Source organism: Tabrizicola thermarum, assembly GCF_003574395.1.
Lineage (GTDB): Bacteria > Pseudomonadota > Alphaproteobacteria > Rhodobacterales > Rhodobacteraceae > Tabrizicola > Tabrizicola thermarum.
In genome coordinates this window covers 317,563-340,048 of sequence record NZ_QMJY01000083.1, presented here as the reverse complement: position 1 = coordinate 340,048, position 22,486 = coordinate 317,563, and the positions used below count along the sequence as shown (strand labels likewise).

Genomic DNA, 22,486 nt, shown 5'->3' with positions numbered 1-22,486 from the left:
ATGCGCCGCCAGAGGGCGACCCATCCGGCGGGGCGGCACAGAGGGGGCAGGGTCAGTTGCCGCATGGCAGGCCCAGGGCGCGGCAGGTGTCGCGGTCAAGGCGGCGGTCGGGGGCGTCTTCGCTGGCGATGCCCATGCCGCCGACATGGCTGAGCACGGCCCAGGACAGGCCCGCGGCTTCGGCGGCAGCGCGTTTGTCGGCCAGGAAGGCCAGATACCAGTCGCGCGGATAGGTCTCGCCTTGGGTGTTTGTGTGCAGCGCGCCGAATTCGCCAAGGTAAAGCCGGTCGCGCGGGATGCCGTGCCCGTCGGCCCAGGCGATGGCGCGGTCGATCTCGGTGGTGACGATGCTGTCGGGGTAGGCGCGGTAGTCGGCGATGGCCTTGTCGATCAGCGCGTCATCGGTGGCGCCTTCGGCGGCGGCCATGGCCTCTTTCGCTGCGGCCGCGATCCCGGCGGCCTGGTCGTCGGTCACGGCAGAGGGCGGGTAGGGCAGATTCCAGACGTATTTCTCGGGCGCGCCGGACCAGCTGGCGCCCTGGTGGCTGAAGAGAAAGGGTTCATAGCTGTGGAAGGTCCAGAGCACGTTGTCGTCGGCGAAGTCGGCGGGGTTCAGGGCGGCAAGGGCGTTGGCCTGACCCCAGCAGGCGCCGGTGAGGACCACGGTCAGATCGGGGGCCCGGGCGCGGACGGCGGCAAGGAGTTCGGCCTGCATCGCCGGCCAGCGCGGGGGGGCGCCGGCATAGACCGCCTCGCAGTCGAAAGTGGGTTCGTTCAGAAGTTCCAGCGCGACCCTGTCGGCGGGAAGGGTGGCAAGGTCGGCGGCAAGGCGGCCGACAAGGGCGACATAGTCGGGCCAGAGGCTGTCGAGGATATCCTCGATCCCGCCGGTTTCCTCGCCCCGGTTGACCGGGTGGAGGTCGACGACGACCTTGAGGCTCGCCTCCAGCGACAGTTCCGTCGCGGCGCGGATTTCGGCGATGAGCCTGTCCTGATTGACGCCCGGCCCATAGGCGAGAAGGGGGCCGGGGTCGGTGGGCATGCGGACATGGTCGAAACCCTGCTTTGCCAAGGCCGACAGCATCGCGGGGGTCACGTCGCGCCGCCAGTCGGGGAAGGGGGCAAGCGTTTCGGGACGGGCCAGCATCTCGCCCAGCGACAGCCAGTCGTTCCAGAGGCCAAGGTTCACCCCGCGCTTCAGGCTGATCGGCTCGGCCAGCGCCGCGCCGGGCAGGATCAGGGCAAGGATGAGCACGGCGCGGAGCATGGGGGTCCTTCGGGGTCAGGTCACACGGGCGCGCTGTTTGAACTCCGGCTTGTCCCAGGTGCCGTAGTCCATGATCTTCGCCAGCACGGATACTGCACGGGCCACATCGTCCTCGTCGATATACAAGGGCGTGAAGCCGAAGCGCAGGATGTCCGGCGCGCGGAAATCGCCGATCACGCCTTCACTGATCAGCGCCTGCATGATGGCATAGCCTTCGGGATGGCGGAAGCTGACCTGTGAGCCGCGCATCAGGTGCGAGCGGGGGGTGGCCAGTTGCAGCATCGGCGCGCGGGCCTCGACGCCCTTGATGAACTGGTCCTGCAAGCGCAGCGATTGCGCGTGCACCTCGCGCAGGTCGATGCCGTCCCAGACATCCAGCGCGGCGTCGAGTGCTGCCATCTGAAGGATCGGCGGGGTGCCGACGCGCATCCGCTCGATCCCCGCGCCTGGGCGGTAGGTCAGCTCGAAGGCAAAGGGGCTTTCGTGGCCAAGCCAGCCCGACAGCGCCGGGCGGGCCACGTCGGCGTGGCGGGGGGCGACGTAGATGAAGGCCGGGCCGCCGGGGCCGGAGTTCAGATACTTGTAGGTGCAGCCCACCGCGAAGTCGGCCTTGGCCGCTGTCAGGTCCACCGGGATCGCGCCCGCGCTGTGGGCAAGGTCCCAGACCGTGAGCGCCCCCATCTCGTGCGCGCGTTTCGTGATGTCGGCCATGTCGTGCCGCCGGCCGGTGCGATAGTCCACCTCGGTCAGCATGACCACGGCGACGGTCTCGTCGATCGCGGCCATCACCTCCTCGGGTGCCACGGTCTTTAGGCGATACTGACCGCCCAGCGTGCGGCACAGGCCCTCGGCCATGTAGAGATCGGAGGGGAAGTTGCCGCTGTCCGACAGGATCACCCGGCGTTTCGGGTTCATCTCCAGCGCCGAGGCCAGCGCCTGGTAGACCTTGATCGACAGCGTGTCGCCCAGGACCACCGTGCCGGGGGCCGCGCCGATCAGCCGGGCAATCCGGTCGCCCATGGCGGCGGGCAGGGCCATCCAGCCGGCCTTGTTCCAGCCGCGGATCAGAAGCTCGGCCCATTCGTCCTGCATCACCCGGGCCATCCGGCCCGGCGCGGTCTTCACCATCGGCCCCAGCGAGTTGCCGTCGAGGTAGATCACCCCCTCGGGCAGGTGGAAGCGGGCCTTGGTTGCGGCAAAGTCTATGGGCATGGGCGGATCCTTCGGGGTTCGGCCTGTCATGCCGCCTGGACCAGGAAATTTCAAGCTTGAAATTTCTCCGGTGTTGAGTTCCCCGCGCGCGGGGCGCAGAGTTCGGGCATGACGCTGCAATCCGTTCCCGAGGCGGGCTCTGCCCTGCGCCGCGATCCGCGCGCGCCTCAGATCGTGCGGCTGCGCCAGGCCGTCCGGGCCGAGTTCCGCGCCGTGGTGGGCGAGGCGCCGCTGATCCTGCGCGTGGACGGCGGGCGCAAGGTGATCCGGGGCGCGGTGCAGGCCGAGGTGCCCGCGGGCGCGCTGGTGCTGATGCCGGCGGGCGTGCCGCTGGATGTGGAGAACCACCCCGCGCCGGATGGAGCCTATCGCGCGACGGGGCTGATGATCGGCGCGGGCGTCGTGGTGCCGCGCGGTGCCTCGCTGCGGATGCAGACGCAGGATCGCCGCGCGCTGGCGGCCTTCGACCGCGCGCTCGATCTGGCCCGCCACCCGGGAGTGCCTGCGGCGATCCGCGATCATGCGGTGGCCGAGGTGCTTCTGTGGCTGGACAGCCTGGGCATCCGCCTGCCCGAGGTCGGGCCGGTTTCGGTTGCGGCGCGGGTGCGCGCGCTGGTCGCCCGTGATCCGGCGCAGGACTGGGCCGCGACCGGGATCGCCCGCGCGCTGGGGATGAGCGAGGCGACGCTGCGCCGGCGTCTGGCGCGCGAGGGGACGGGGCTGACCGCGCTTGTCACCGACCTGCGGATGAACCGGGCGCTGGGGCTGTTGCAGGCGACCGACCTGCCGGTAGAGCGGATCGCAGCCGAGGTGGGCTATGCCTCGGCCTCGCGCTTTGCGGTGCGGTTCCGCGCGCGGTTCGGTCTGCCGCCGGGTGCGATCCGGGGCGATGCGCGGATCGGCACGGGGATTGAGCGTTTCGGCACGGGCTGAGGCGGCGCGGCGGGCCAGACTGGGGATCCTGAAAGGAGACCCTGACATGATCTGCCGCTTTTCCCTGCTGCTTGGCCTGCTGGCCTTGCCCGCCCATGCCGATCTGATGTTGACCTCGCCCGACTTTGCCGATGGCGCGACCCTGCCCGAGGCGCAGGTGCTTTCCGGCTTCGGCTGCACGGGCGGCAATCTTTCGCCCGCGCTGTCCTGGTCGGGCGCGCCCGAGGGGACGCAGAGCTTTATCCTGACGCTCTACGACCCCGATGCGCCGACCGGCTCGGGCTGGTGGCACTGGACGGTGGCCAATATCCCGGCCGGGGTGACGGAACTGCCCGCCGGGGCGAGCCCCGACACCCTGCCCGCAGGCGCGGTCGAGGGCCGGACCGATTTCGGCAGTCTCGGCTATGGCGGGGCCTGCCCGCCCGAGGGGGCAGCCCCTCACCGCTATGTCTTCACGCTTTACGCCATGCCCGAGGCCAGCCTGCCGCTGGATGCCGGGTCCTCGGGCGCGATGGTGGGCTTCTATGCCCATGCGATGGCACTGGACCGGGCCGAACTGACCGTGACCTACGGCCGATAGGCTTGCACCTGCCCGATGGCTCTGGTCTAGTCCGGGCGCAGAGGAGTGTCCCTTGCGCCCGACCCTTCGTGACATCGACATCCCGCCCAGCTGGCTGATCCTGCATCTGGTCGCGGCCTGGGCAGTGTCCAAGGTCTCGCCCGCCCTTTTCGGTGCCGCCGGACGGGTGGGCGGGCTGATCCTCGTCGGCACGGGCCTTGTCCTGATGGCGGCGGCGGTGGCAGAGATGGCGCGGCACAGGACCACGGTGATCCCGCGCCGGAACCCCTCGGCGCTGGTGACGGGCGGTGTCTTCGGCCTGTCGCGCAACCCGATCTATCTTGCCGATGCGATGATCCTGCTGGGCGCGATCCTCTGGCTGGACGCAGGTCTTGCGCTGCCGCTGGTCGCAAGTTTCGTCTGGCTGATCCAGACCCGTTTCATCCGCGACGAGGAGGCGCGACTGACCGAGGCCTTCGGGCCGGAGTTCGACCTCTGGGCCGCCCGCACCCGGCGCTGGTTCGGGCGGCGGGGCTGATTTCATGCTGCGGCCGCAAACGGGGTTTGAAATATTGTTGCGCGATGGTAAGTGCAACGAGTCAGATTATGGCGCAAGCCTTGCAATCGGGGGATGGGTGTGAAGATAGGCGCTTTGACAGAGGTCTTTCCGGGCGAGAACCGGGTGGCGATGACGCCGGACTCGGCCATGCAACTGGCCAAGCTGGGCCATACGGCCTGCATCCAGGCGGGCGCGGGTGCCAAAGCCGGGTTCACGGACGCGGCCTATGCGGCGGCGGGGGTCGAGGTGCTGCCGGATGCGGCCTCGGTGATCGCGGCGGCGGATGTCATCGTCAAGGTGCGGGGGCCGGACGCGCAGGAACTGGCGTCCTTGCAGGACGGGCAGACGCTTATCAGCTTCTTCTGGCCCGCGCAGAACCCCGAGCTTCTGGAGGCGGCGGCGAAGAAGAATCTGACCATCGTCGCGATGGACATGGTGCCGCGGATTTCCCGCGCGCAGAAGATGGATGCGCTGTCCTCGATGGCCAACCTTGCCGGCTATCGCGCGGTGATCGAGGCGGCGAACAATTTCGGCCGCTTCTTCACCGGCCAGGTGACGGCGGCGGGCAAGATCCCGCCCGCGAAGGTGCTGGTGGTGGGCGCGGGCGTGGCGGGGCTGGCGGCCATCGGTGCCAGCGTCAGTCTGGGTGCCGTGACCCACGCTTTCGACGTCCGCCCGGAAGTGGCCGAGCAGATCGAGTCCATGGGCGCGAATTTCGTGTTCCTGGAGTTCGAGCCGACCCAGGACGGCGCGGCCACGGGGGGCTATGCCGCCCCGTCGAGCCCCGAGTTCCGCGAAAAGCAGCTGGCGAAGTTCCGCGAGCTGGCGCCCGAGATGGACATCGTCATCACCACCGCGCTCATCCCCGGCCGGCCTGCGCCGAAGCTGTGGACCGAGGACATGGTGCGCGCGATGAAGCCGGGCAGCGTCATCGTGGATCTTGCGGCGGAACGCGGCGGCAACTGCGATCTGACGGTGCCGGACCAGAAGATCGTCACCGACAACGGGGTGACGATCATCGGCTACACCGATTTCCCCAGCAGGATGGCGACGCAGGCCTCCACGCTCTATGCCAACAACATCCGCCACATGCTGACCGACCTCACGCCGAAGAAGGACGGGGTCATCCTGCACAACATGGAGGATGACGTGATCCGTGGCGCCACGGTTGCGCATATGGGGGCTGTGACCTATCCGCCGCCGCCGCCGAAGGTGCAGGCCATCGCGGCGGCCAAGCCCAAGGAGAAGCCGAAGGAACTGACGCCCGAGGAACGCCGCGCGCAGGAGGTCGCGGCCTTCAAGGCGCAGACGCGCAATCAGGTGGGGCTGCTGACGATCGGCGGCGGGCTGATGCTGCTGGCGGGGCTTTACGCTCCGGCCAGTTTCATGAGCCATTTCATCGTCTTCGTGCTGGCGGTCTTCGTTGGCTTTCAGGTGATCTGGAACGTCAGCCACAGCCTGCACACGCCGCTGATGGCGGTGACGAACGCGATCTCCTCGATCATCATCCTGGGGGCGCTGATGCAGATCGGCTCGGGGTCGTTCCTGGTGATCCTGCTGGCGGCCCTGTCGGTCTTCATGGCCGGGATCAACATCTTCGGTGGCTTCATGGTCACCCGGCGCATGCTTGCCATGTTCCAGAAGTCGTAAGGGAGCGCGCGTCATGGCTTACGGATTCACCACGGCTGCCTATGTCGTTGCGGCCGTTCTCTTCATCCTCTCGCTGGGCGGGCTTTCGGGGCAGGAAAGCGCCAAGCGCGCGGTCTGGTATGGCATCGTCGGCATGGCGCTGGCGGTCCTTGCCACGCTTTACGGCCCCGGAGCGGGGCTCTGGTGGCTGTCGGTCGCGCTGATCGCGGGCGGCGGGGTGCTTGGCTGGATCGTCGCGCAGCGCGTCCAGATGACCGAGATGCCGCAGCTGGTGGCTGCCATGCACAGCCTGGTCGGCCTTGCGGCGGTGTTCATCGGCTTCAACACCCATATCGAGATGATCCGCCTTGCCGGCATGGACGAGGCCGCGCGCGCCGCGCTGACCGGCTTTGCCGCGACGGTGGCGCACAAGACCGGGGCCGAGATCACCATCCTGCGGATCGAGACCTTCCTCGGCGTCTTCATCGGGGCGGTGACCTTCACCGGCTCGGTCATCGCCTTCGGCAAGCTGGCGGGCAAGGTGGATGGCAAGGCGAAGAAGCTGCCCGGCGGGCATCTGCTGAACGCGGGCGCGGCGCTTTTGTCGCTGGTCCTTCTGGTCGTCTATCTGCAATCGGGCTCTACCCTGGCGCTGATCGTGATGACGCTGGCCGCGCTGTTCATCGGCTATCACCTGATCATGGGGATCGGCGGGGCAGACATGCCGGTCGTGGTCTCGATGCTGAACAGCTATTCCGGCTGGGCGGCGGCGGCGATCGGCTTTTCGCTGTCGAACGACCTCCTGATCGTGGTGGGGGCGCTGGTGGGCAGTTCGGGTGCGATCCTGAGCTACATCATGTGCAAGGCGATGAACCGCAGCTTCATCAGCGTGATCCTGGGCGGGTTCGGCAATACCACCGGCCCGGCGATGGAGGTCACGGGCGAACAGATCGCCATCGATGCCGAAGGGGTTGCGGCGGCGCTGAACGATGCCGACAGCATCATCATCATCCCCGGCTACGGCATGGCGGTGGCGCAGGCGCAGCAGTCGGTCAGCGAACTGACCCGCAAGCTGCGCGCCAGGGGCAAGAACGTCCGCTTTGCCATCCACCCCGTCGCAGGCCGTCTGCCCGGCCACATGAACGTGCTTCTGGCCGAGGCCAAGGTGCCCTACGACATCGTGCTGGAGATGGACGAGATCAACGAGGACTTCCCGCACACGGATGTCGCCATCGTCATCGGGTCGAACGACATCGTGAACCCGGCCGCGCAGGAGGACCCCAACAGCCCCATCGCCGGGATGCCGGTGCTGGAGTGCTGGAAGGCCAAGCTGGTCATCGTGTCGAAGCGCGGGCAGGGGACGGGGTATTCCGGCATCGAGAACCCGCTGTTCTACAAGGAGAACACGCGGATGTTCTACGGTGACGCGAAGAAGTCGATCGACAGCCTGTTGCCGCTGATCGAGTGACGGAAAAGCAGGGTGGGCAGATTGCCCACCCTACCTTGCCCTATTCCTTGCGCGAGGCGCGCTTCCGTTCGTTCGGGTCCAGTTCCCGCTTGCGCAGGCGGATGATCTTCGGCGTCACTTCGACCAGTTCGTCGTCGTCGATATAGGCAATCGCCTCTTCCAGCGACATCTTGATATGCGGAGTGAGGCGAACGGCCTCGTCAGTGCCCGAGGCCCGGATGTTGGTCAGCTTCTTGCCCTTCAGCGGGTTCACTTCCAGGTCGTTGTCCCGGCTGTGTTCGCCGATGATCATGCCGACATAGACCTGTTCCTGCGGGCCGATGAACATGCGGCCACGGTCTTCCAGGTTCCACAGCGCATAGGCCACCGAAACCCCGGACTCGGTCGAGATCAGCACGCCCTGCCGCCGCCCCTGGATCGGGCCCTTGTGCGGCGCCCAGCCGTGGAAGATGCGGTTCAGCACGCCTGTGCCGCGCGTGTCGGTCAGGAACTGGCCCTGATAGCCGATGAGACCCCGCGACGGCACATGCGCGATGATCCGCGTCTTGCCGACGCCAGCGGGCTTCATCTCGACCAGCTCGCCCTTCCGCTCGCCGGTCAGCTTGTCGATGACCGCGCCGGAATATTCGTCGTCCACATCGATGATGACTTCCTCGATCGGCTCGTGCCGGACGCCGTCGATGTCCCGCATGATGACGCGGGGGCGGCTGATCGACAGTTCGAACCCCTCGCGGCGCATGTTCTCGATCAGCACGCCCATCTGCAATTCGCCCCGGCCCGAGACCTCGAAGGCCTCGCCGCCGGGCGTGTCGGCGACCTTGATCGCCACGTTGACCTCGGCCTCCCGCATCAGCCGGTCGCGGATGACGCGGGACTGCACCTTGGTGCCGTCGCGGCCTGCAAGCGGGCTGTCGTTGATGCCGAAGGTCACGGTGATCGTCGGCGGGTCGATGGGCTGCGAGGGCAGCGCGGTGTCCACCTCCAGCGCGCAAAGGGTATCGGCCACGGTGGCCTTGGTCATGCCCGCAAGCGTCACGATGTCGCCCGCGACGGCCTCGTCGATCGGGGTCTGGCTGAGGCCGCGGAAGGCGAGGATCTTCGTCACGCGGAACTGCTCCAGCCGCTCGCCGGTGCGCGACAGGGCCTTGAGCGTGGTGCCGGTGCTGATGCGGCCGGATTCGACTCGGCCTGTCAGGATGCGGCCCAGGTAGGGATCGGCGGAAAGGGTGGTGGCCAGCATCGAGAACGGCTCGTCCACGCGGGCCAGCACCTTCGGCGCGGGGACGTGGCGGACGATCAGGTCGAACAGCGCGGACAGGTCCTTGCGCGGCCCGTCCAGCTCCAGATCGGCCCAGCCCGACCGGCCCGAGGCATAGACATGCGGGAAATCCAGCTGCTCGTCGCTGGCGCCGAGATTGGCGAAAAGGTCGAACACCTCGTTCAGCGCGCGGTCGGGTTCGGCGTCGGGCTTGTCGACCTTGTTCAGCACCACGATGGGGCGCAGGCCCAGGGCCAGCGCCTTGGTCAGCACGAATTTGGTCTGCGGCATCGGGCCTTCGGCGGCATCGACCAGCAGGCAGACGCCATCGACCATCGACAGGATCCGTTCGACCTCGCCGCCGAAATCGGCGTGGCCGGGGGTATCGACGATGTTGATCCGGGTGCCGTGCCATTCGACGCTGGTGCATTTGGCAAGGATCGTGATGCCGCGTTCGCGTTCGATGTCGTTGGAATCCATGGCGCGTTCGGAAACCGCCTGGTTGTCGCGGAAGGCCCCCGACTGCTTGAGAAGCTCGTCCACCAGCGTGGTCTTGCCGTGGTCGACGTGGGCGATGATCGCGATGTTGCGCAGTTCCATGGGGTCCGTTCCTGTAGGGTTGCGGCGCCCTTACAGGGTTTTGCGGCAACTGGCCAGAGCCTGTCAGGCCGCGATATAGCGGTCGCGGCGATGGTTGACGGCAAGGAACAGCGAAAAGACGGCGGCGCCCAGAAAGCTGTAGGCCAGGGTCTCCAGCGGCAGGATCAGGGCGGCAAGCCCGAAGATCACCACGTCGGACAGAAGCTGCGCATGGCCTGCGGGAAAGCCCGTGCGGTCCTGCAATTCGATCCAGAGGACCGAAAGCCCGCCGAAACTGCCGCCGTGGCGGATGGCGGCAAGGGCGGCGATGCCGAAAAGCAGGCCGAAGAGGACGGCCGCGACGGCGGGTTCGATCCGGCCGAGTTCGAGCCAGTTCGGCAGTACGGCGACGAGTGCGGACAGCGTCGCCGTGGTGACGAGCGTTTTCAGCGCGAAGGCAGCGCCCATCCGCTTCCAGGCGAGGCCGAGGAAGGGCAGGGTGACGGCAAAGTAGACCGCCGCGAAGGGCAGGCCGGTCAGATGGGCGATCAGCACGGCAAGGCCGGTGGTCTGGCCGGTGACAAAGCCCATGTGGGTCAGGATGTGCATCCCCAAAGCGGCCATTATGACGCCGAACCCGATGCCTTGCGCGTCGTCAACGGCGCTGTGGCGGGGGCGGTCGGCGATCTGGTCGGGACGGTCGGGCATCGGGGGGCTCCTGCGGCTGGAAAGGTCATACATCCTGTCGCATAAAAGTCAATAATGCTTACCTAAATCCTGTTGGCCGGAAAAAGGGCCGGAGGTCTCCCCCCGGCCCATGAATGATGCGCTGTGGCGAACCCTGCGCCCGTTACCCCTTCAGCGCCTTGTTCAGGTATTCGTCGACCTTCTCCAGAAAACCCATCGTGGTCAGCCATTTCTGGTCCGGCCCGACCAGGAGCGCGAGGTCCTTGGTCATGTACCCGTCCTCGACCGCCTGCACCGTCACCTTCTCCAGCGTCGTGGCGAAGTTCATCAGCGCCTCGTTGTTGTCCAGCGTCGCGCGGTGCTTCAGACCCCCGGTCCAGGCGTAGATCGACGCGATGGAGTTGGTCGAGGTCTGCTTGCCCTTCTGATGCTCGCGGTAGTGGCGGGTCACGGTGCCATGGGCGGCTTCGGCCTCGACGATCTTGCCGTCGGGCGTCATCAGCACGCTCGTCATCAGGCCGAGCGAACCGAAGCCCTGTGCCACGATGTCGGACTGCACGTCGCCGTCATAGTTCTTGCAGGCCCAGACATAGCCGCCCGACCATTTCAGCGCCGAAGCCACCATGTCGTCGATCAGCCGGTGTTCGTAGGTGATGCCCTTGGCCTTGAACCTGTCGGCAAACTCGGCGTCGAAGACCTGCTGGAAGATGTCCTTGAAGCGGCCGTCATAGGCCTTGAGGATGGTGTTCTTCGTGCTGAGGTAGACCGGCACCCCGCGCTGGAGGCCGTAGTTCAGCGAGGCGCGGGCGAAGTCGGTGATCGAGTCATCCAGGTTGTACATCCCCATGTAGACCCCGGCGGACGGCGCCGAATAGACGTCCTTCTCGATCACCGTGCCGTCCTCGCCGACGAATTTCATCGTCAGCTTGCCCGCGCCGGGGAACTTGAAGTCGGTCGCGCGATACTGGTCGCCGAAGGCGTGGCGGCCGACCACGATGGGCTGGGTCCAGTGCGGCACGAGGCGAGGGACGTTGCGGCAGATGATCGGCTCGCGGAAGATGACGCCGCCCAGGATGTTGCGGATCGTGCCGTTCGGCGACTTCCACATCTGCTTCAGGCCGAATTCCTCGACCCGGGCCTCGTCCGGGGTGATCGTCGCGCATTTCACGCCGACGCCGTATTGCTTGATCGCGTAGGCCGCGTCGATGGTGACCTGGTCGTTGGTGCGGTCGCGCTCCTCGATCCCGAGGTCGTAATATTTCAGGTCGATGTCGAGATAGGGCAGGATCAGCTTCTTCTTGATGAAGTCCCAGATGATCCGGGTCATCTCGTCGCCGTCCAGCTCGACGACGGGGTTCTCAACCTTGATCTTCGACATGCGGGCCTCCTGTGGGATTCGGTTGCAGGCTGCATAACGGAAAAAGCGAGGCATGGGAAGGGCGGTATGCGATTGTATACCGACTTGCCGCCACACCGCTTGCGCGGCACGTCTCGGATATCGTCACGCCTTGCTCAACAGGTCATCCGAACCAGGGCCGGGCCTTTTCGCGGACCCAGTCCCACAGCGCGGGCGCGCCCCTGGCGATCCTGGACCCGACGCGCGTCTCCAGCTGGTCGAAGGTGACATTGTAGCTGGCCCAGGTGCCGCCGCCCGACATCAGGTTCGCCATCACCGGCTGCACCCGATCCAGCGACTTGGCAAAGCGGGCGTCGGGGGTTTCGGCGGCCTCGAACTCTTCCCACAAGGCGCGAAGGTCGCTTGCCAGATCCCCGGGAAGAAGCCCGAAGATCCTGTCGGCGGCCCTCGCTTCGGCGGCCTGTGTCGCCGCGCTGGCATGGGCCTGTCCGTTCTGCGAATGGATCGGCACGTCGCCCACGTCGATCTCGACCAGATCGTGGATCAGCAGCATCCGTATCACCCGGTCGATGGAAACCCCGGGGCCCGCCTGATCGGCCAGCACCAGCGCATAAAGCGCCAGGTGCCAGCTATGCTCACCGGAATTTTCGCGCCGCGAGCCATCGACCAGCGTCGTCGCCCGCATCACCGACTTCAGCCGGTCGGCCTCGTTCAGGAAGGCGAACTGCGCCTCCAGCCGGTCGGTCACGGCCGGCGCCCCCTCAATGGCCCGAGCCGATCGTCTCGTTTTCGGGCGGGGCCTCGGGAACCGCGGGAACGACCCCGCCGCCGCGCTTGGCGGCCAGCGCGCGCTCCAGGAACTCCCGGCCCCGGCGTTCGGCCAGCCGGACCCGGATCGAGGTCATGTAGGCCTCCTGGAACGTCGGCGAGGCCGCCATCAGGATCTCGCTGACCTTTTCGTAGAACCGGTCGTCGCCCAGTTCCGCCTCGGCGGCCAGAACGTCATCGGCCAGCTTGTCGGCCATCTGCTGCAATGCGGACATCAGCGTGTCGCCTCCGTCATCCTCCGACGGACATAGTCGGAGACCGTCTGGATCATCGGTCGCATGTGCGCCTCCTCGTCCTTGAAGAAGTGATCCGCGCCCTCGATCTCGGCATGGGTGATGGTGATGCCCTTCTGCTCGTGCAGCTTGCTCACCAGAGCCCGGGTGTCCTTGGGCGGCGCAACCTTGTCGGCCGTGCCGTTGATGATGAGGCCCGAGGACGGACAGGGGGCGAGGAAGGAAAAGTCATACAGATTGGCCGGCGGGGCGACCGAGACGAAGCCGGTGATCTCGGGCCGCCGCATCAGAAGCTGCATGCCGATCCAGGCGCCGAAGCTGAAGCCGGCGACCCAGCACTGCTTGGAGTTCTGGTTCATCGCCTGAAGGTAGTCGAGCGCGCTTGCCGCATCCGACAGCTCGCCGATCCCCTGGTCATATTCGCCCTGGCTGCGCCCCACGCCGCGGAAGTTGAACCGCAGCACCGTGAAGCCCAGATTGTAGAAGGCATAATGCAGGTTGTAGACCACCTTGTTGTTCATCGTTCCGCCATAGGCCGGATGCGGATGCAGCACGATGGCGATCGGCGCGTCGCGGTCCTTCTGCGGATGGTAACGGCCTTCCAGACGTCCTTCGGGGCCGGCAAAGATAACCTCGGGCATTGCACTCTTCTCATGCGGGAGCGCGCGATTTCTTGACGCTTTCGCTCGGCTAAACTAGAACCGTTCTAAGGCAGGCCTGCGTCATTGTGACCCGGGCCTGCTTTTCGGGGCTTGACTGAGGTAATGCCGCCCGCGCGCGGCGTCAATGCGGTTGCGGCCAGACGCGTGGCGGGAGGCGGGGATGAAACTATCGACCAAGGGGCGCTATGCGATGGTTGCGCTGGCCGATCTGGCGCTGACCGAAGCGAAGGCGGGGGGCGACGAACTGGTGTCGCTGGCCGAGATTTCCCGGCGTCAGGACATCTCCTTGCCCTATCTGGAGCAGCTTTTCGTCAAGCTGCGCCGTGCCGGTCTGGTCGAGGCGGTCCGCGGTCCGGGCGGTGGCTACAAGCTGGCGCGCAGCCCCAATGACATCCGTATCTCGGAGGTGATGGAGGCCGTCGAGGAAACCGTCGATGCCATGCACACCGGCGCGGGGGCCAGCGGCGGGCTGTCGGGCAGCCGGGCGCAATCGCTGACCAACCGGCTGTGGGAAAGCCTTTCGGCCAACGTCTATGTTTTCCTGCATCAGGTGCGTCTGTCGGACGTGGTGAACAACGACCTGACCCCATGCCCGGCGGTGCCGAACCTGTTCCGGGTGGTTGATGACAATGACTAGGCTCTACCTCGACTGGAACGCGACCGCCCCCTTGCGCCCCGAGGCGAAGGCGGCGATGGCTGCGGCGATGGATCTGGTCGGCAACCCCTCGTCGGTCCATGCCGAGGGGCGGGCGGCGAAGGCCTTGCTGGAGAAATCCCGCGCGAAGATCGCGGCGGCCCTGGGGGCGGACGGGGCGGATATCGTCTTCACCAGCGGAGCGACCGAGGCCGCTGCGCTCGCCTGTGCCGGGCGCGGGCTGATCTGCGCAGCGGTGGAACACGATGCCGTGGCAGCCTGGTGCGAGGCCGCGCTGCCGGTGGACGCGCAGGGCCGGGTGGCGGTTGCCGATCCGGCCCGGACGGCGCTGCAACTGGCGAATTCCGAAACCGGCCTCTTGCAGGATCTGCCGCAGGGTCTTGCGGTCAGCGACCTGACGCAGGCCTTCGGCAAGGTCCCCATGGCCTTCAACTGGCTGGGCTGTGACATGGGCCTCGTTTCGGCGCACAAGCTGGGCGGGCCCAAGGGGATCGGCGCGCTGGTCGTGCGCCAGGGCCTCGAGGTGCCCGCGCAACTGAAGGGCGGCGGGCAGGAAATGGGCCGCCGCGCCGGGACCGAGAACCTGATCGGCATCGCCGGTTTCGCCGCCGCCGCCGAGGCCGCCGCCCGCGATCTGGCCAACGGGCTCTGGGACGAGGTCGCCGAACTTAGAAATATTCTAGAATCGCAGTTGTCCGCCGCGGCAAAAGAAACTATTTTCGTCGGGAATGGTTCGCCACGGCTGCCGAACACCCTTTGTCTCATCGCGCCGGGCTGGCGGGGCGAGACGCAGGTGATGGCGATGGACCTTGCCGGATTTGCGGTCTCCGCAGGGTCGGCCTGTTCCAGCGGCAAGGTGCGGGCCAGCCGGGTTCTGACGGCGATGGGTTTCGACCCGGCGCTGGCGGGGCAGGCGATCCGGGTCTCGATCGGCCCGGGGGTGACAAGAGACGACCTGTTGCGGTTCGGCGATGTCTGGACTGCGGCCTATGCCAAGGCCCGTGCGCGGGCTGCCTGAAAGGAAACGCCGATGAACATGCTGGAAACCGTCGATGGAACCGAGGTCCGCGAAGGCGTCGACCGCGAGACGATCGAGACCGTTCAGGCGATGGCCGGCAAGTACAAGTACGGCTGGGAAACCGAGATCGAAACGGAATACGCGCCCAAGGGCCTGAACGAGGACATCGTTCGTCTGATCTCCCAGAAGAACGGCGAGCCGGAGTGGCTGCTGGACTGGCGTCTGGCGGCCTACCGCCGCTGGGTCAGGATGGAAGAGCCCCGCTGGGCGATGCTGAACTACCCCGAGATCGACTATCAGGACCAGTATTACTACGCGACTCCGAAAAGCATGGCGAAGAAGCCCAAGTCGCTGGACGAGGTGGACCCCAAGCTGCTGGCCACCTATGCCAAACTCGGGATTCCGCTGAAGGAACAGATGCTTCTGGCCGGAGTCGAAGGTGAGGCCGAGCCGCGCAAGGTGGCCGTGGACGCGGTTTTCGACTCGGTTTCGGTCGGCACCACCTTCAAGGCGGAACTGGCGAAGGCGGGGGTGATCTTCTGCTCGATCTCGGAAGCCGTGCGCGAACATCCCGATCTGGTGCGGCAGTATCTGGGGTCGGTCGTGCCGCCCACCGACAACTTCTTTGCGACGCTGAACAGTGCCGTGTTCAGTGACGGCTCCTTCGTCTACATCCCCAAGGGCGTGCGCTGCCCGATGGAGCTGTCGACCTATTTCCGCATCAATGCCGAAAACACCGGCCAGTTCGAGCGCACTCTCATCATCGCCGACGAAGGGTCCTACGTCAGCTACCTTGAAGGCTGCACCGCGCCCAAGCGCGACACCAACCAGTTGCACGCGGCCGTGGTGGAGATCGTGATCCTGAAGGATGCCGAGGTGAAATATTCGACCGTCCAGAACTGGTATCCGGGCGACGAGAACGGGGTCGGCGGGATCTACAACTTCGTCACCAAGCGCGCCGATTGCCGGGGCGACCGGGCCAAGGTGATGTGGACGCAGGTCGAAACCGGCTCGGCGATCACCTGGAAATACCCCTCCTGCATCCTGCGCGGCGACGACTCGCAGGGCGAGTTCTATTCGATCGCCATCGCCAACAACGCCCAGCAGGCCGATACCGGGACCAAGATGGTCCACCTGGGCAAGCGGACGAAAAGCCGGATCGTGTCCAAGGGGATCAGCGCCGGCCGGGCGCAGAACACCTACCGGGGGCTGGTGTCGATGCATCCCAAGGCCTGGGACAGCCGCAACTACACCCAGTGCGACAGTCTTCTGATCGGCGACAAATGCGGGGCGCACACGGTGCCCTATATCGAAGTGCGCAACAATTCCTCACGCGTGGAGCATGAGGCGACCACCTCCAAGGTCGATGACGATCAGCTGTTCTACTGCCGGTCGCGCGGGATGAACGAAGAGGAAGCCGTGGCTCTGGTGGTCAACGGCTTCTGCAAGGAGGTCCTGCAAGCCCTGCCGATGGAATTCGCGATGGAGGCGCAAAGCCTTGTCGCGATCAGCCTGGAAGGCTCGGTCGGCTGACCTGCCATGGCCCAGGCGCTTGCACAGGTCCAGCCCGAAGCAGCACGGCCCCCGGTCGTTCTGGTCTCGGCCATGCGCAACGAGGGGCCCTTCGTGCTGGAATGGCTGGCCTATCACCGGGTGATCGGGGTGGATCGGGTGGTTATCGTTTCCAACGGCTCAACAGACGGGTCAGATGACCTGCTGGCCGCTCTGGCAGAGGCGGGGGAGATCACCTTTCTGCGCACCACGCCCGGCTACGGGGTCGCGCCGCAGGAAGCGGCCGTTCAGGCCTTCGAGGCCGAGGTCGGCTATCAGCGCGGCGCCTGGTATCTCTGGCTCGACGCGGATGAGTTTCTGAACGTTCACGTTGGCGACCGCACGGTGCAGGCGCTTCTGGACCGACTGGGGGGCGCCGGGGCGCTGATGCTGAACTGGCGGCTGTTCGGCTCGGGCGGCAACGACAGCTTTCCGGGGCGGCACATCTCGGGCCATTTCACCGGCGCCTCGAAGCTGGGATTCGTTGCCAATCTGGAAACCAAGCCGATGTTCTGCTTCGGCGACAGGTTTGCGGGTTTCTCGGCCGATTCCGCCGGCCTGCCGCGCCTTGTCGACGGGGCCGCGGTCACGGCGGACGACTGCCTTGGCGGCAATGGCAAGCCCCTGGACCCGAAGAACCCCCGCACCGCACCCTGGCTGGAGCGGCGGCCCTACACCGGGCGCACCAACCTTGCCTCGCGGCGCGAATTCGGCTGGGATCTGGCGCAGATCAACCACTATTCCGTCCGCACGCCCGACCATTTCCGCCTGAAGGCCGCGCGGGGCAGGGGCATGGTCTCGACCGGCCCGCGCCGCCCGAATGTGCGCCACACGCCGGAGTATTTCGACCGCTTCGACCGGAACGAGGCCGAGGATCGGTCAATCCTGCATTGGGAAGCGGCGGTCACCGAGGAAATGGCCCGCCTGATGGCGCTGCCCGGCGTGGCCGAGGCGCAGGCCCGGGTCAACGCGCTGGTGGCCGAGGCGCTGGCCGCGTTGGATCACGGCCGGACTCCCGGGATGGACGCCCCCCCGCCTCCGACACCAGAGGTCATTCGCGGCATGGATGCAGACCACGAGCAGGAGACCGAAGCGCCCAGCTTCGAGCTGACCTTCGCCCCGAAGGAGCGGCGCTTTCTGGTCAGGCATTACGAGGCGGCGGAAACCATTCTGGAATACGGCAGCGGCGGGTCGACGGTGCTTGCGGCCAGGCTGGGCAAGACGGTGTTCAGCGTCGAAAGCGATCGGGACTGGGCCGAACGCATGGCGCACCACGTCGCCAGCATCTCGGACACCGCCAGGGTCCACTGGGCCGACGTCGGCCCGACCGGCCCCTGGGGTGTGCCGATGAAACCGCGCGAGCACCGCAAGTTCAGCGGCTATGCGCTGTCGGTCTGGGACCGCCCCGATTTCGTGCAGCCCGACCTGGTGCTGATCGACGGCCGCTTCCGCGCCTCCTGCCTGGCCGCGGTACTGCTGCGCACCACCAGGCCCGTCACGGTGCTGTTCGACGACTACCTCAAGCGGGGCTACTACCACGGCGTCGAACGCCTGGCCCGCAAGGAAGAAACGGTTGGCCGCATGGCCCGCTTTACCGTCACCCCCGGCGCGATCCCGCCCGACATGGTCACCCAGGCCATCGGCTGGTTCACCGATCCGCGCTGACGCAAAAGGAAAGAAAATGCTGGAAATCAGGAACCTGCACGTCAAACTTGAAGAAGAGGACAAGGTCATCCTGCGCGGGGTCGACCTGACCATCGGCGCGGGCGAGGTTCATGCGATCATGGGCCCGAACGGGTCGGGCAAGTCCACGCTGTCCTATGTGCTGGCGGGCCGCGACGGCTATGAGGTGACGGAAGGCTCGGCGCGGCTGGAGGGCAGGGAACTGCTGGACATGGAGCCCGAAGAGCGCGCGGCGGCGGGCCTGTTCCTTGCGTTCCAGTATCCGGTGGAAATCCCCGGCGTCGGCAACATGACCTTCCTGCGCACCGCCGTGAATGCGCAACGCAAGGCGCGCGGCGAGGAGGAGCTTTCCGCCGGCGACTTCCTGAAAGTGGTCCGCGAAAAGGCCCGGACGCTGAAGATCGACGCCGAGATGCTGAAGCGCCCGGTCAATGTCGGCTTCTCGGGCGGTGAGAAAAAGCGCAACGAAATCCTGCAGATGGCCATGCTGGAGCCGCGCATGTGCATCCTGGATGAAACCGATTCGGGGCTTGACGTCGATGCGATGAAACTGGTCGCGGACGGCGTGAACGCCTTGCGCAGCGACGACCGGTCCTTCCTGGTCATCACGCATTACCAGCGGCTTCTGGACCATATCAAGCCGGATGTCGTCCACATCATGGCGGCGGGCCGGATCATCAGGACCGGCGGGCCGGAGCTGGCGCTGGAGGTCGAAAACAACGGCTATGCCGATATCCTGGGCGAGGTGGGCTGATGGCGCTGCCGAAGGCGAAGGAAGACGCGCTTGCCGCGCGGCTCGCCGCTCTACCGGCGCTGTCGGGCAAGGGGTGGCTGGCGGCGGCGCGGGCCGAGGCTCTGGCCCGGTTGCAGGCGATGGGCCTGCCCGCACGGCGCGACGAATACTGGCGCTACACCGATCCGGCCAGCCTGAACGCGCCCGAGCCGCTGCCGGCGCAGCGCTTTGACGTGACGGACGAGGCGGCACCCTTCGACGGCATGGACCGGCTGAAGATCGTTTTCGTCGACGGCGTCTTCGATGCCGCAGCCTCGGACGATCTGGCGCTCGCCGGGGTGTCGATCGAGCGTCTGGCCACGACGGGCGACACGGACATCCACTGGGCGCAAGGTCTTTATGGCACCCTCGAGGCGCGCGGCCAGACCCCCGTGCCCCGCCCCCTGGCCGCGCTGAATTCGGCCTTTGCCACGGATGGCGTGCTGATCCATGTGACGGGCAGGGCGGCAAAGCCGATTTCTCTGGTTTACATCCACAAATCAGAGACTTCCGATGCGATCCTGCACCATTGCGTGAAGCTGGGGCCCGGCGCCGAGCTGACGCTTCTGGAAAACGGCCCGGCGGCGGCGCGCTTCTCGAAGGTGATGGAGGTCGACATCGCCGATGGTGCCAGCTTCCACCACATCCGCATTCAGGGGCGCGACCACGAACGCCGCGCCGTGACGCATCTCTTTGCCCGTCTCGGCGCGAAATCCGAGCTGCGGTCCTTCACGCTGACCGCGAACGGGCGGCTGACGCGGAACGAGGCGGTGGTGGAACTGACCGGGGACGAGGGCCGGGCGCATCTGGCCGGGGCCACGGTCGGGGACGGCGAGTTTCACCACGACGATACGGTTTTCATCACCCATGCCGCCGTGGCCTGCGAAAGCCGCCAGGTGTTCAAGAAGGTGCTGATGAACGGGGCCACGGGCGTATTCCAGGGCAAGATCCTGGTGAAACCCGGCGCGCAGAAGACCGACGGCTACCAGATCAGCCAGAGCCTGCTTCTGGACGAGGACAGCCAGTTCCTCGCCAAGCCGGAGCTGGAGATCTACGCCGACGACGTGAAGTGCAGCCACGGCTCCACCTCGGGCGCCATCGACGAAACCGCGCTGTTCTACCTGCAATCGCGCGGCGTGCCGCGTCGGCGGGCGCAGGCTTTGCTGGTGCTGGCCTTCCTCGCCGAAGCGATCGAGGAGATCGCCGACGAGGCGATCGCCGAGGATATCCGCGCCCGGCTGGAGCGCTGGCTTGCCCGGCATGGGTCAAGGTGACCGGAACGCGGGGATGTCGATAACCACCGATCTTGTCGCCACCTGGACCCGGCCTCGGGCCATCCTGCGCCAGCACCTTGCGCGGGGTCAGTCCGAGCCCTTCGCGCTGTCCTTCCTGCTGGTGTTCCTGCTTCTGGCCTTTGTCGGCCAGTGGCCCGTCGCCGCGCGCGAGGCGTTTCTGGCCGGGGAACCCTCGGCCACACCCCGGATCATCGCGGTGGCCTATGGCGTCCTGCTGCTGATCCCGCTGGCCTACCTGGTGTCTGCCCTGTCGCGGCTGGTCGCGCGGGCCATGGGCGGGCAGGGGACCTGGTACAGCGCGCGGATCGCGCTGTTCTGGGCCCTGGCGGCCATTGGCCCCCTGTTCCTGTTGCAGGGGATGGTTGCGGGGATGGTCGGCCCCGGGCCCGCTCTGACGCTGGTCAGGGTGGCTGTGGGCATCGCTTTCCTGTGGCTCTGGATCACCCTTTTGCACGAGGCGGAACGCGGATGACCCTGACCCAGCGCATGGCGGCCCTCGCCCGGCTTTCGCTGCAAGACCCGCGCGCCGCAACCCGCGCGCTTCTGGCCGAAGCTGTGCCGCTGCCGGCGCGGACGGCGGGGCTTTTGCTGGTCGCCGTCCTTTCGGCGGTGCTCGCCTCGGTGCAGATCCGGCTCAGCCCGCAAGAGCTTGACCCGATCAGCGCCGCGATGCTGGCCAGCCCCTTCCGCGCGGCGGTGGTGCAATGGGCGTTCCTGGCGCTGTCGGTCGTGCTGATCCATCGCGTCGGCCGCGCCTTCGGCGGCACCGGCAGCTTTCCCGATGCGCTTCTGATCGTGGTCTGGCTGCAATGCCTGACGCTGGTGCTGCAACTGGCGCAGCTGGTGGTCAACGTGATCTCGCCCGCGCTGGCCGGGCTCATCGGGCTGGGTGGCTTTGCGCTTTTCCTCTGGCTGATGGCCAGTTTCATCGCCGAGCTGCACGGCTTCCGCTCTCGCGGGCTGGTGTTCCTGGGCATGGTCGTGTCGGCCTTCGCCGCCGGGCTGGTCATCGGGCTGCTGGTCATCCTTCTCGCCGGGCCGGAGGCCCTGATCCCCAATGTATGACATCGTCAAGATCCGCGCCGATTTCCCGATCCTGTCGCGGCAGGTGAACGGCAAGCCGCTGGTCTATCTGGACAACGGCGCCAGCGCCCAGAAACCCCAGGTGGTGATCGACGCCGTGACGCGGGCCTATTCCCACGAATACGCCAATGTCCACCGGGGCCTGCACTACCTGTCAAACCTTGCGACCGAAAAGTACGAATCGACCCGTGGCATCATCGCCCGCTTTCTGAACGCCGCTTCGGAAGAGGAGATCGTCTTCACCACCGGCACGACCGAGGGCATCAACCTCGTCTCCTACGCCTGGGCCGCGCCGCGCCTTCAGGCCGGGGATGAGATCGTGCTGTCGATCATGGAGCATCACGCCAACATCGTCCCCTGGCACTTCCTGCGCGAACGGCAGGGCGTGGTGCTGAAATGGGTGGAGGTGGATGCCAACGGCGATCTGGACCCGCAGGCGGTGATCGACGCGATCGGGCCGAAGACCCGGCTTGTCGCTGTCACCCATATGTCGAACGTGCTCGGCACCGTGGTCGACGTCGCCGCGATCTGCCGCGCCGCGCGGGAAAGGGGGGTGCCGGTCCTCGTCGACGGCTCGCAGGCGGCGGTCCACATGCCGGTGGATGTCCAGGCCATCGGCTGCGACTTCTACGCCATCACCGGGCACAAGCTGTACGGGCCGTCAGGCTCGGGCGGGATCTACATCCGGGCCGAGCGTCAGGCCGAGATGCGCCCCTTCCTCGGCGGCGGCGACATGATCCGCGAGGTCGGCCGCGACCGGATCACCTGGAATGATCCCCCGATGAAGTTCGAGGCCGGGACCCCCGGCATCGTCCAGCAGATCGGGCTTGGCGTGGCGCTGGACTATCTGATGGGCCTCGGGATGCAGCATGTCGCGGCCCACGAACGCACCTTGCGCGACTATGCCCACGCGCGGCTCTCGGGGCTCAACTGGTTGAACGTGCAGGGGAATTCGGCGACCAAGGGCGCGATCTTCTCGTTCACCATGGACGGGGCGGCCCATGCGCATGACATTTCCACCATCCTCGACAAGCGCGGCATCGCCGTCCGCGCGGGCACGCATTGCGCCATGCCGCTGATGGAGCACATGGGCATCACCGCCTCGTGCCGCGCCTCCTTCGGGCTTTACAATACCACCGAGGAAGTGGACGCGCTGGTCAGCGCGCTGGAACTGGCGCACGAGCTTTTCGCCTGAGGG

At 66.7% G+C, this 22,486-nt stretch carries 22 protein-coding genes; 14 read left to right on the top strand and 8 right to left on the bottom strand.

Annotated features, from left to right (window positions below):
• Positions 1 to 52: 52 nt before the first annotated feature.
• The gene (locus D5084_RS17925) at positions 53 to 1,267 is read right to left on the bottom strand and encodes a glycoside hydrolase family 5 protein (RefSeq protein WP_128516866.1); all 1,215 of its coding nucleotides are present in this window, start codon (positions 1,265 to 1,267) and stop codon (positions 53 to 55) included.
• Positions 1,268 to 1,282: 15 nt separating this feature from the next.
• Entirely contained in the window at positions 1,283 to 2,479 is a 1,197-nt protein-coding gene (kynU, locus tag D5084_RS17920; RefSeq protein ID WP_128516865.1) for a kynureninase, read from the bottom strand.
• A 108-nt stretch (positions 2,480 to 2,587) separates the two neighbouring features.
• Between kynU and D5084_RS17915 the strand changes: the two genes are divergently transcribed.
• From D5084_RS17915 to D5084_RS17895, 5 genes are all read left to right on the top strand, one after another.
• Complete coding sequence (locus D5084_RS17915; RefSeq protein ID WP_128516864.1) at positions 2,588 to 3,412, top strand: helix-turn-helix transcriptional regulator; 825 nt, start codon at positions 2,588 to 2,590, stop codon at positions 3,410 to 3,412.
• 46 nt (positions 3,413 to 3,458) lie between these two features.
• On the top strand, positions 3,459 to 3,992 hold the full coding sequence (locus D5084_RS17910; RefSeq protein ID WP_128516863.1) for a YbhB/YbcL family Raf kinase inhibitor-like protein: 534 nt from the start codon (positions 3,459 to 3,461) through the stop codon (positions 3,990 to 3,992).
• Between the two features lie 52 nt (positions 3,993 to 4,044).
• Entirely contained in the window at positions 4,045 to 4,509 is a 465-nt protein-coding gene (locus D5084_RS17905; RefSeq protein WP_238382702.1) for a methyltransferase family protein, read from the top strand.
• A gap of 99 nt (positions 4,510 to 4,608) precedes the next feature.
• Positions 4,609 to 6,180, top strand: coding sequence for a Re/Si-specific NAD(P)(+) transhydrogenase subunit alpha (locus D5084_RS17900; RefSeq protein ID WP_128516941.1), 1,572 nt, complete (start codon positions 4,609 to 4,611; stop codon positions 6,178 to 6,180).
• 13 nt (positions 6,181 to 6,193) lie between these two features.
• Entirely contained in the window at positions 6,194 to 7,627 is a 1,434-nt protein-coding gene (locus tag D5084_RS17895) for an NAD(P)(+) transhydrogenase (Re/Si-specific) subunit beta (RefSeq protein ID WP_128516862.1), read from the top strand.
• A 40-nt stretch (positions 7,628 to 7,667) separates the two neighbouring features.
• Here the strand turns inward: D5084_RS17895 and typA are convergent, their stop codons facing one another.
• The 6 genes from typA to D5084_RS17865 all read right to left on the bottom strand — a co-directional run bounded on the left by typA (position 7,668) and on the right by D5084_RS17865 (position 13,210).
• Positions 7,668 to 9,485: a translational GTPase TypA gene (gene typA / locus D5084_RS17890; protein WP_128516861.1), complete on the bottom strand. Its 1,818-nt coding sequence runs from the start codon at positions 9,483 to 9,485 to the stop codon at positions 7,668 to 7,670.
• A 63-nt stretch (positions 9,486 to 9,548) separates the two neighbouring features.
• Positions 9,549 to 10,172: a YitT family protein gene (locus D5084_RS17885; RefSeq protein ID WP_238382701.1), complete on the bottom strand. Its 624-nt coding sequence runs from the start codon at positions 10,170 to 10,172 to the stop codon at positions 9,549 to 9,551.
• A 142-nt stretch (positions 10,173 to 10,314) separates the two neighbouring features.
• Positions 10,315 to 11,529 carry an NADP-dependent isocitrate dehydrogenase gene (locus D5084_RS17880; RefSeq protein WP_128516860.1) on the bottom strand — a complete coding sequence of 405 codons (1,215 nt, stop codon included), beginning with the start codon at positions 11,527 to 11,529 and terminating at the stop codon, positions 10,315 to 10,317.
• Positions 11,530 to 11,671: 142 nt separating this feature from the next.
• Entirely contained in the window at positions 11,672 to 12,256 is a 585-nt protein-coding gene (locus tag D5084_RS17875) for an HD domain-containing protein (protein ID WP_128516859.1), read from the bottom strand.
• A gap of 13 nt (positions 12,257 to 12,269) precedes the next feature.
• On the bottom strand, positions 12,270 to 12,551 hold the full coding sequence (locus D5084_RS17870) for a hypothetical protein (RefSeq protein ID WP_187644521.1): 282 nt from the start codon (positions 12,549 to 12,551) through the stop codon (positions 12,270 to 12,272).
• Positions 12,551 to 13,210: an alpha/beta hydrolase gene (locus tag D5084_RS17865; RefSeq protein WP_128516858.1), complete on the bottom strand. Its 660-nt coding sequence runs from the start codon at positions 13,208 to 13,210 to the stop codon at positions 12,551 to 12,553. The genes D5084_RS17870 and D5084_RS17865 overlap by 1 nt, the downstream gene beginning before the upstream one ends.
• Positions 13,211 to 13,391: 181 nt before the next feature.
• Between D5084_RS17865 and iscR the strand changes: the two genes are divergently transcribed.
• From iscR to D5084_RS17820, 9 genes are read left to right on the top strand one after another with little or no spacing between them, the layout of a single operon-like run.
• Entirely contained in the window at positions 13,392 to 13,868 is a 477-nt protein-coding gene (iscR, locus tag D5084_RS17860; RefSeq protein ID WP_128516857.1) for a Fe-S cluster assembly transcriptional regulator IscR, read from the top strand.
• Entirely contained in the window at positions 13,861 to 14,904 is a 1,044-nt protein-coding gene (locus D5084_RS17855) for a cysteine desulfurase family protein (protein ID WP_128516939.1), read from the top strand. The genes iscR and D5084_RS17855 overlap by 8 nt, the downstream gene beginning before the upstream one ends.
• Before the next feature lie 12 nt (positions 14,905 to 14,916).
• The gene (sufB, locus tag D5084_RS17850) at positions 14,917 to 16,437 is read left to right on the top strand and encodes a Fe-S cluster assembly protein SufB (RefSeq protein ID WP_128516856.1); all 1,521 of its coding nucleotides are present in this window, start codon (positions 14,917 to 14,919) and stop codon (positions 16,435 to 16,437) included.
• A 6-nt stretch (positions 16,438 to 16,443) separates the two neighbouring features.
• On the top strand, positions 16,444 to 18,120 hold the full coding sequence (locus D5084_RS17845; protein WP_128516855.1) for a glycosyltransferase family 2 protein: 1,677 nt from the start codon (positions 16,444 to 16,446) through the stop codon (positions 18,118 to 18,120).
• 16 nt (positions 18,121 to 18,136) lie between these two features.
• Complete coding sequence (sufC, locus tag D5084_RS17840; RefSeq protein WP_128516854.1) at positions 18,137 to 18,892, top strand: Fe-S cluster assembly ATPase SufC; 756 nt, start codon at positions 18,137 to 18,139, stop codon at positions 18,890 to 18,892.
• The gene (gene sufD, locus D5084_RS17835; protein ID WP_128516853.1) at positions 18,892 to 20,184 is read left to right on the top strand and encodes a Fe-S cluster assembly protein SufD; all 1,293 of its coding nucleotides are present in this window, start codon (positions 18,892 to 18,894) and stop codon (positions 20,182 to 20,184) included. The genes sufC and sufD overlap by 1 nt, the downstream gene beginning before the upstream one ends.
• 13 nt (positions 20,185 to 20,197) lie before the next feature.
• A complete protein-coding gene (locus D5084_RS17830) occupies positions 20,198 to 20,677 on the top strand; it encodes a YIP1 family protein (protein ID WP_128516852.1) in 480 nt (159 codons plus the stop codon).
• Positions 20,674 to 21,270: a YIP1 family protein gene (locus tag D5084_RS17825; protein ID WP_128516851.1), complete on the top strand. Its 597-nt coding sequence runs from the start codon at positions 20,674 to 20,676 to the stop codon at positions 21,268 to 21,270. Before D5084_RS17830 ends, D5084_RS17825 begins: the two co-directional genes overlap by 4 nt.
• Positions 21,263 to 22,483: a cysteine desulfurase gene (locus D5084_RS17820; protein WP_128516850.1), complete on the top strand. Its 1,221-nt coding sequence runs from the start codon at positions 21,263 to 21,265 to the stop codon at positions 22,481 to 22,483. Before D5084_RS17825 ends, D5084_RS17820 begins: the two co-directional genes overlap by 8 nt.
• The last annotated feature ends 3 nt before the right edge of the window (positions 22,484 to 22,486 follow it).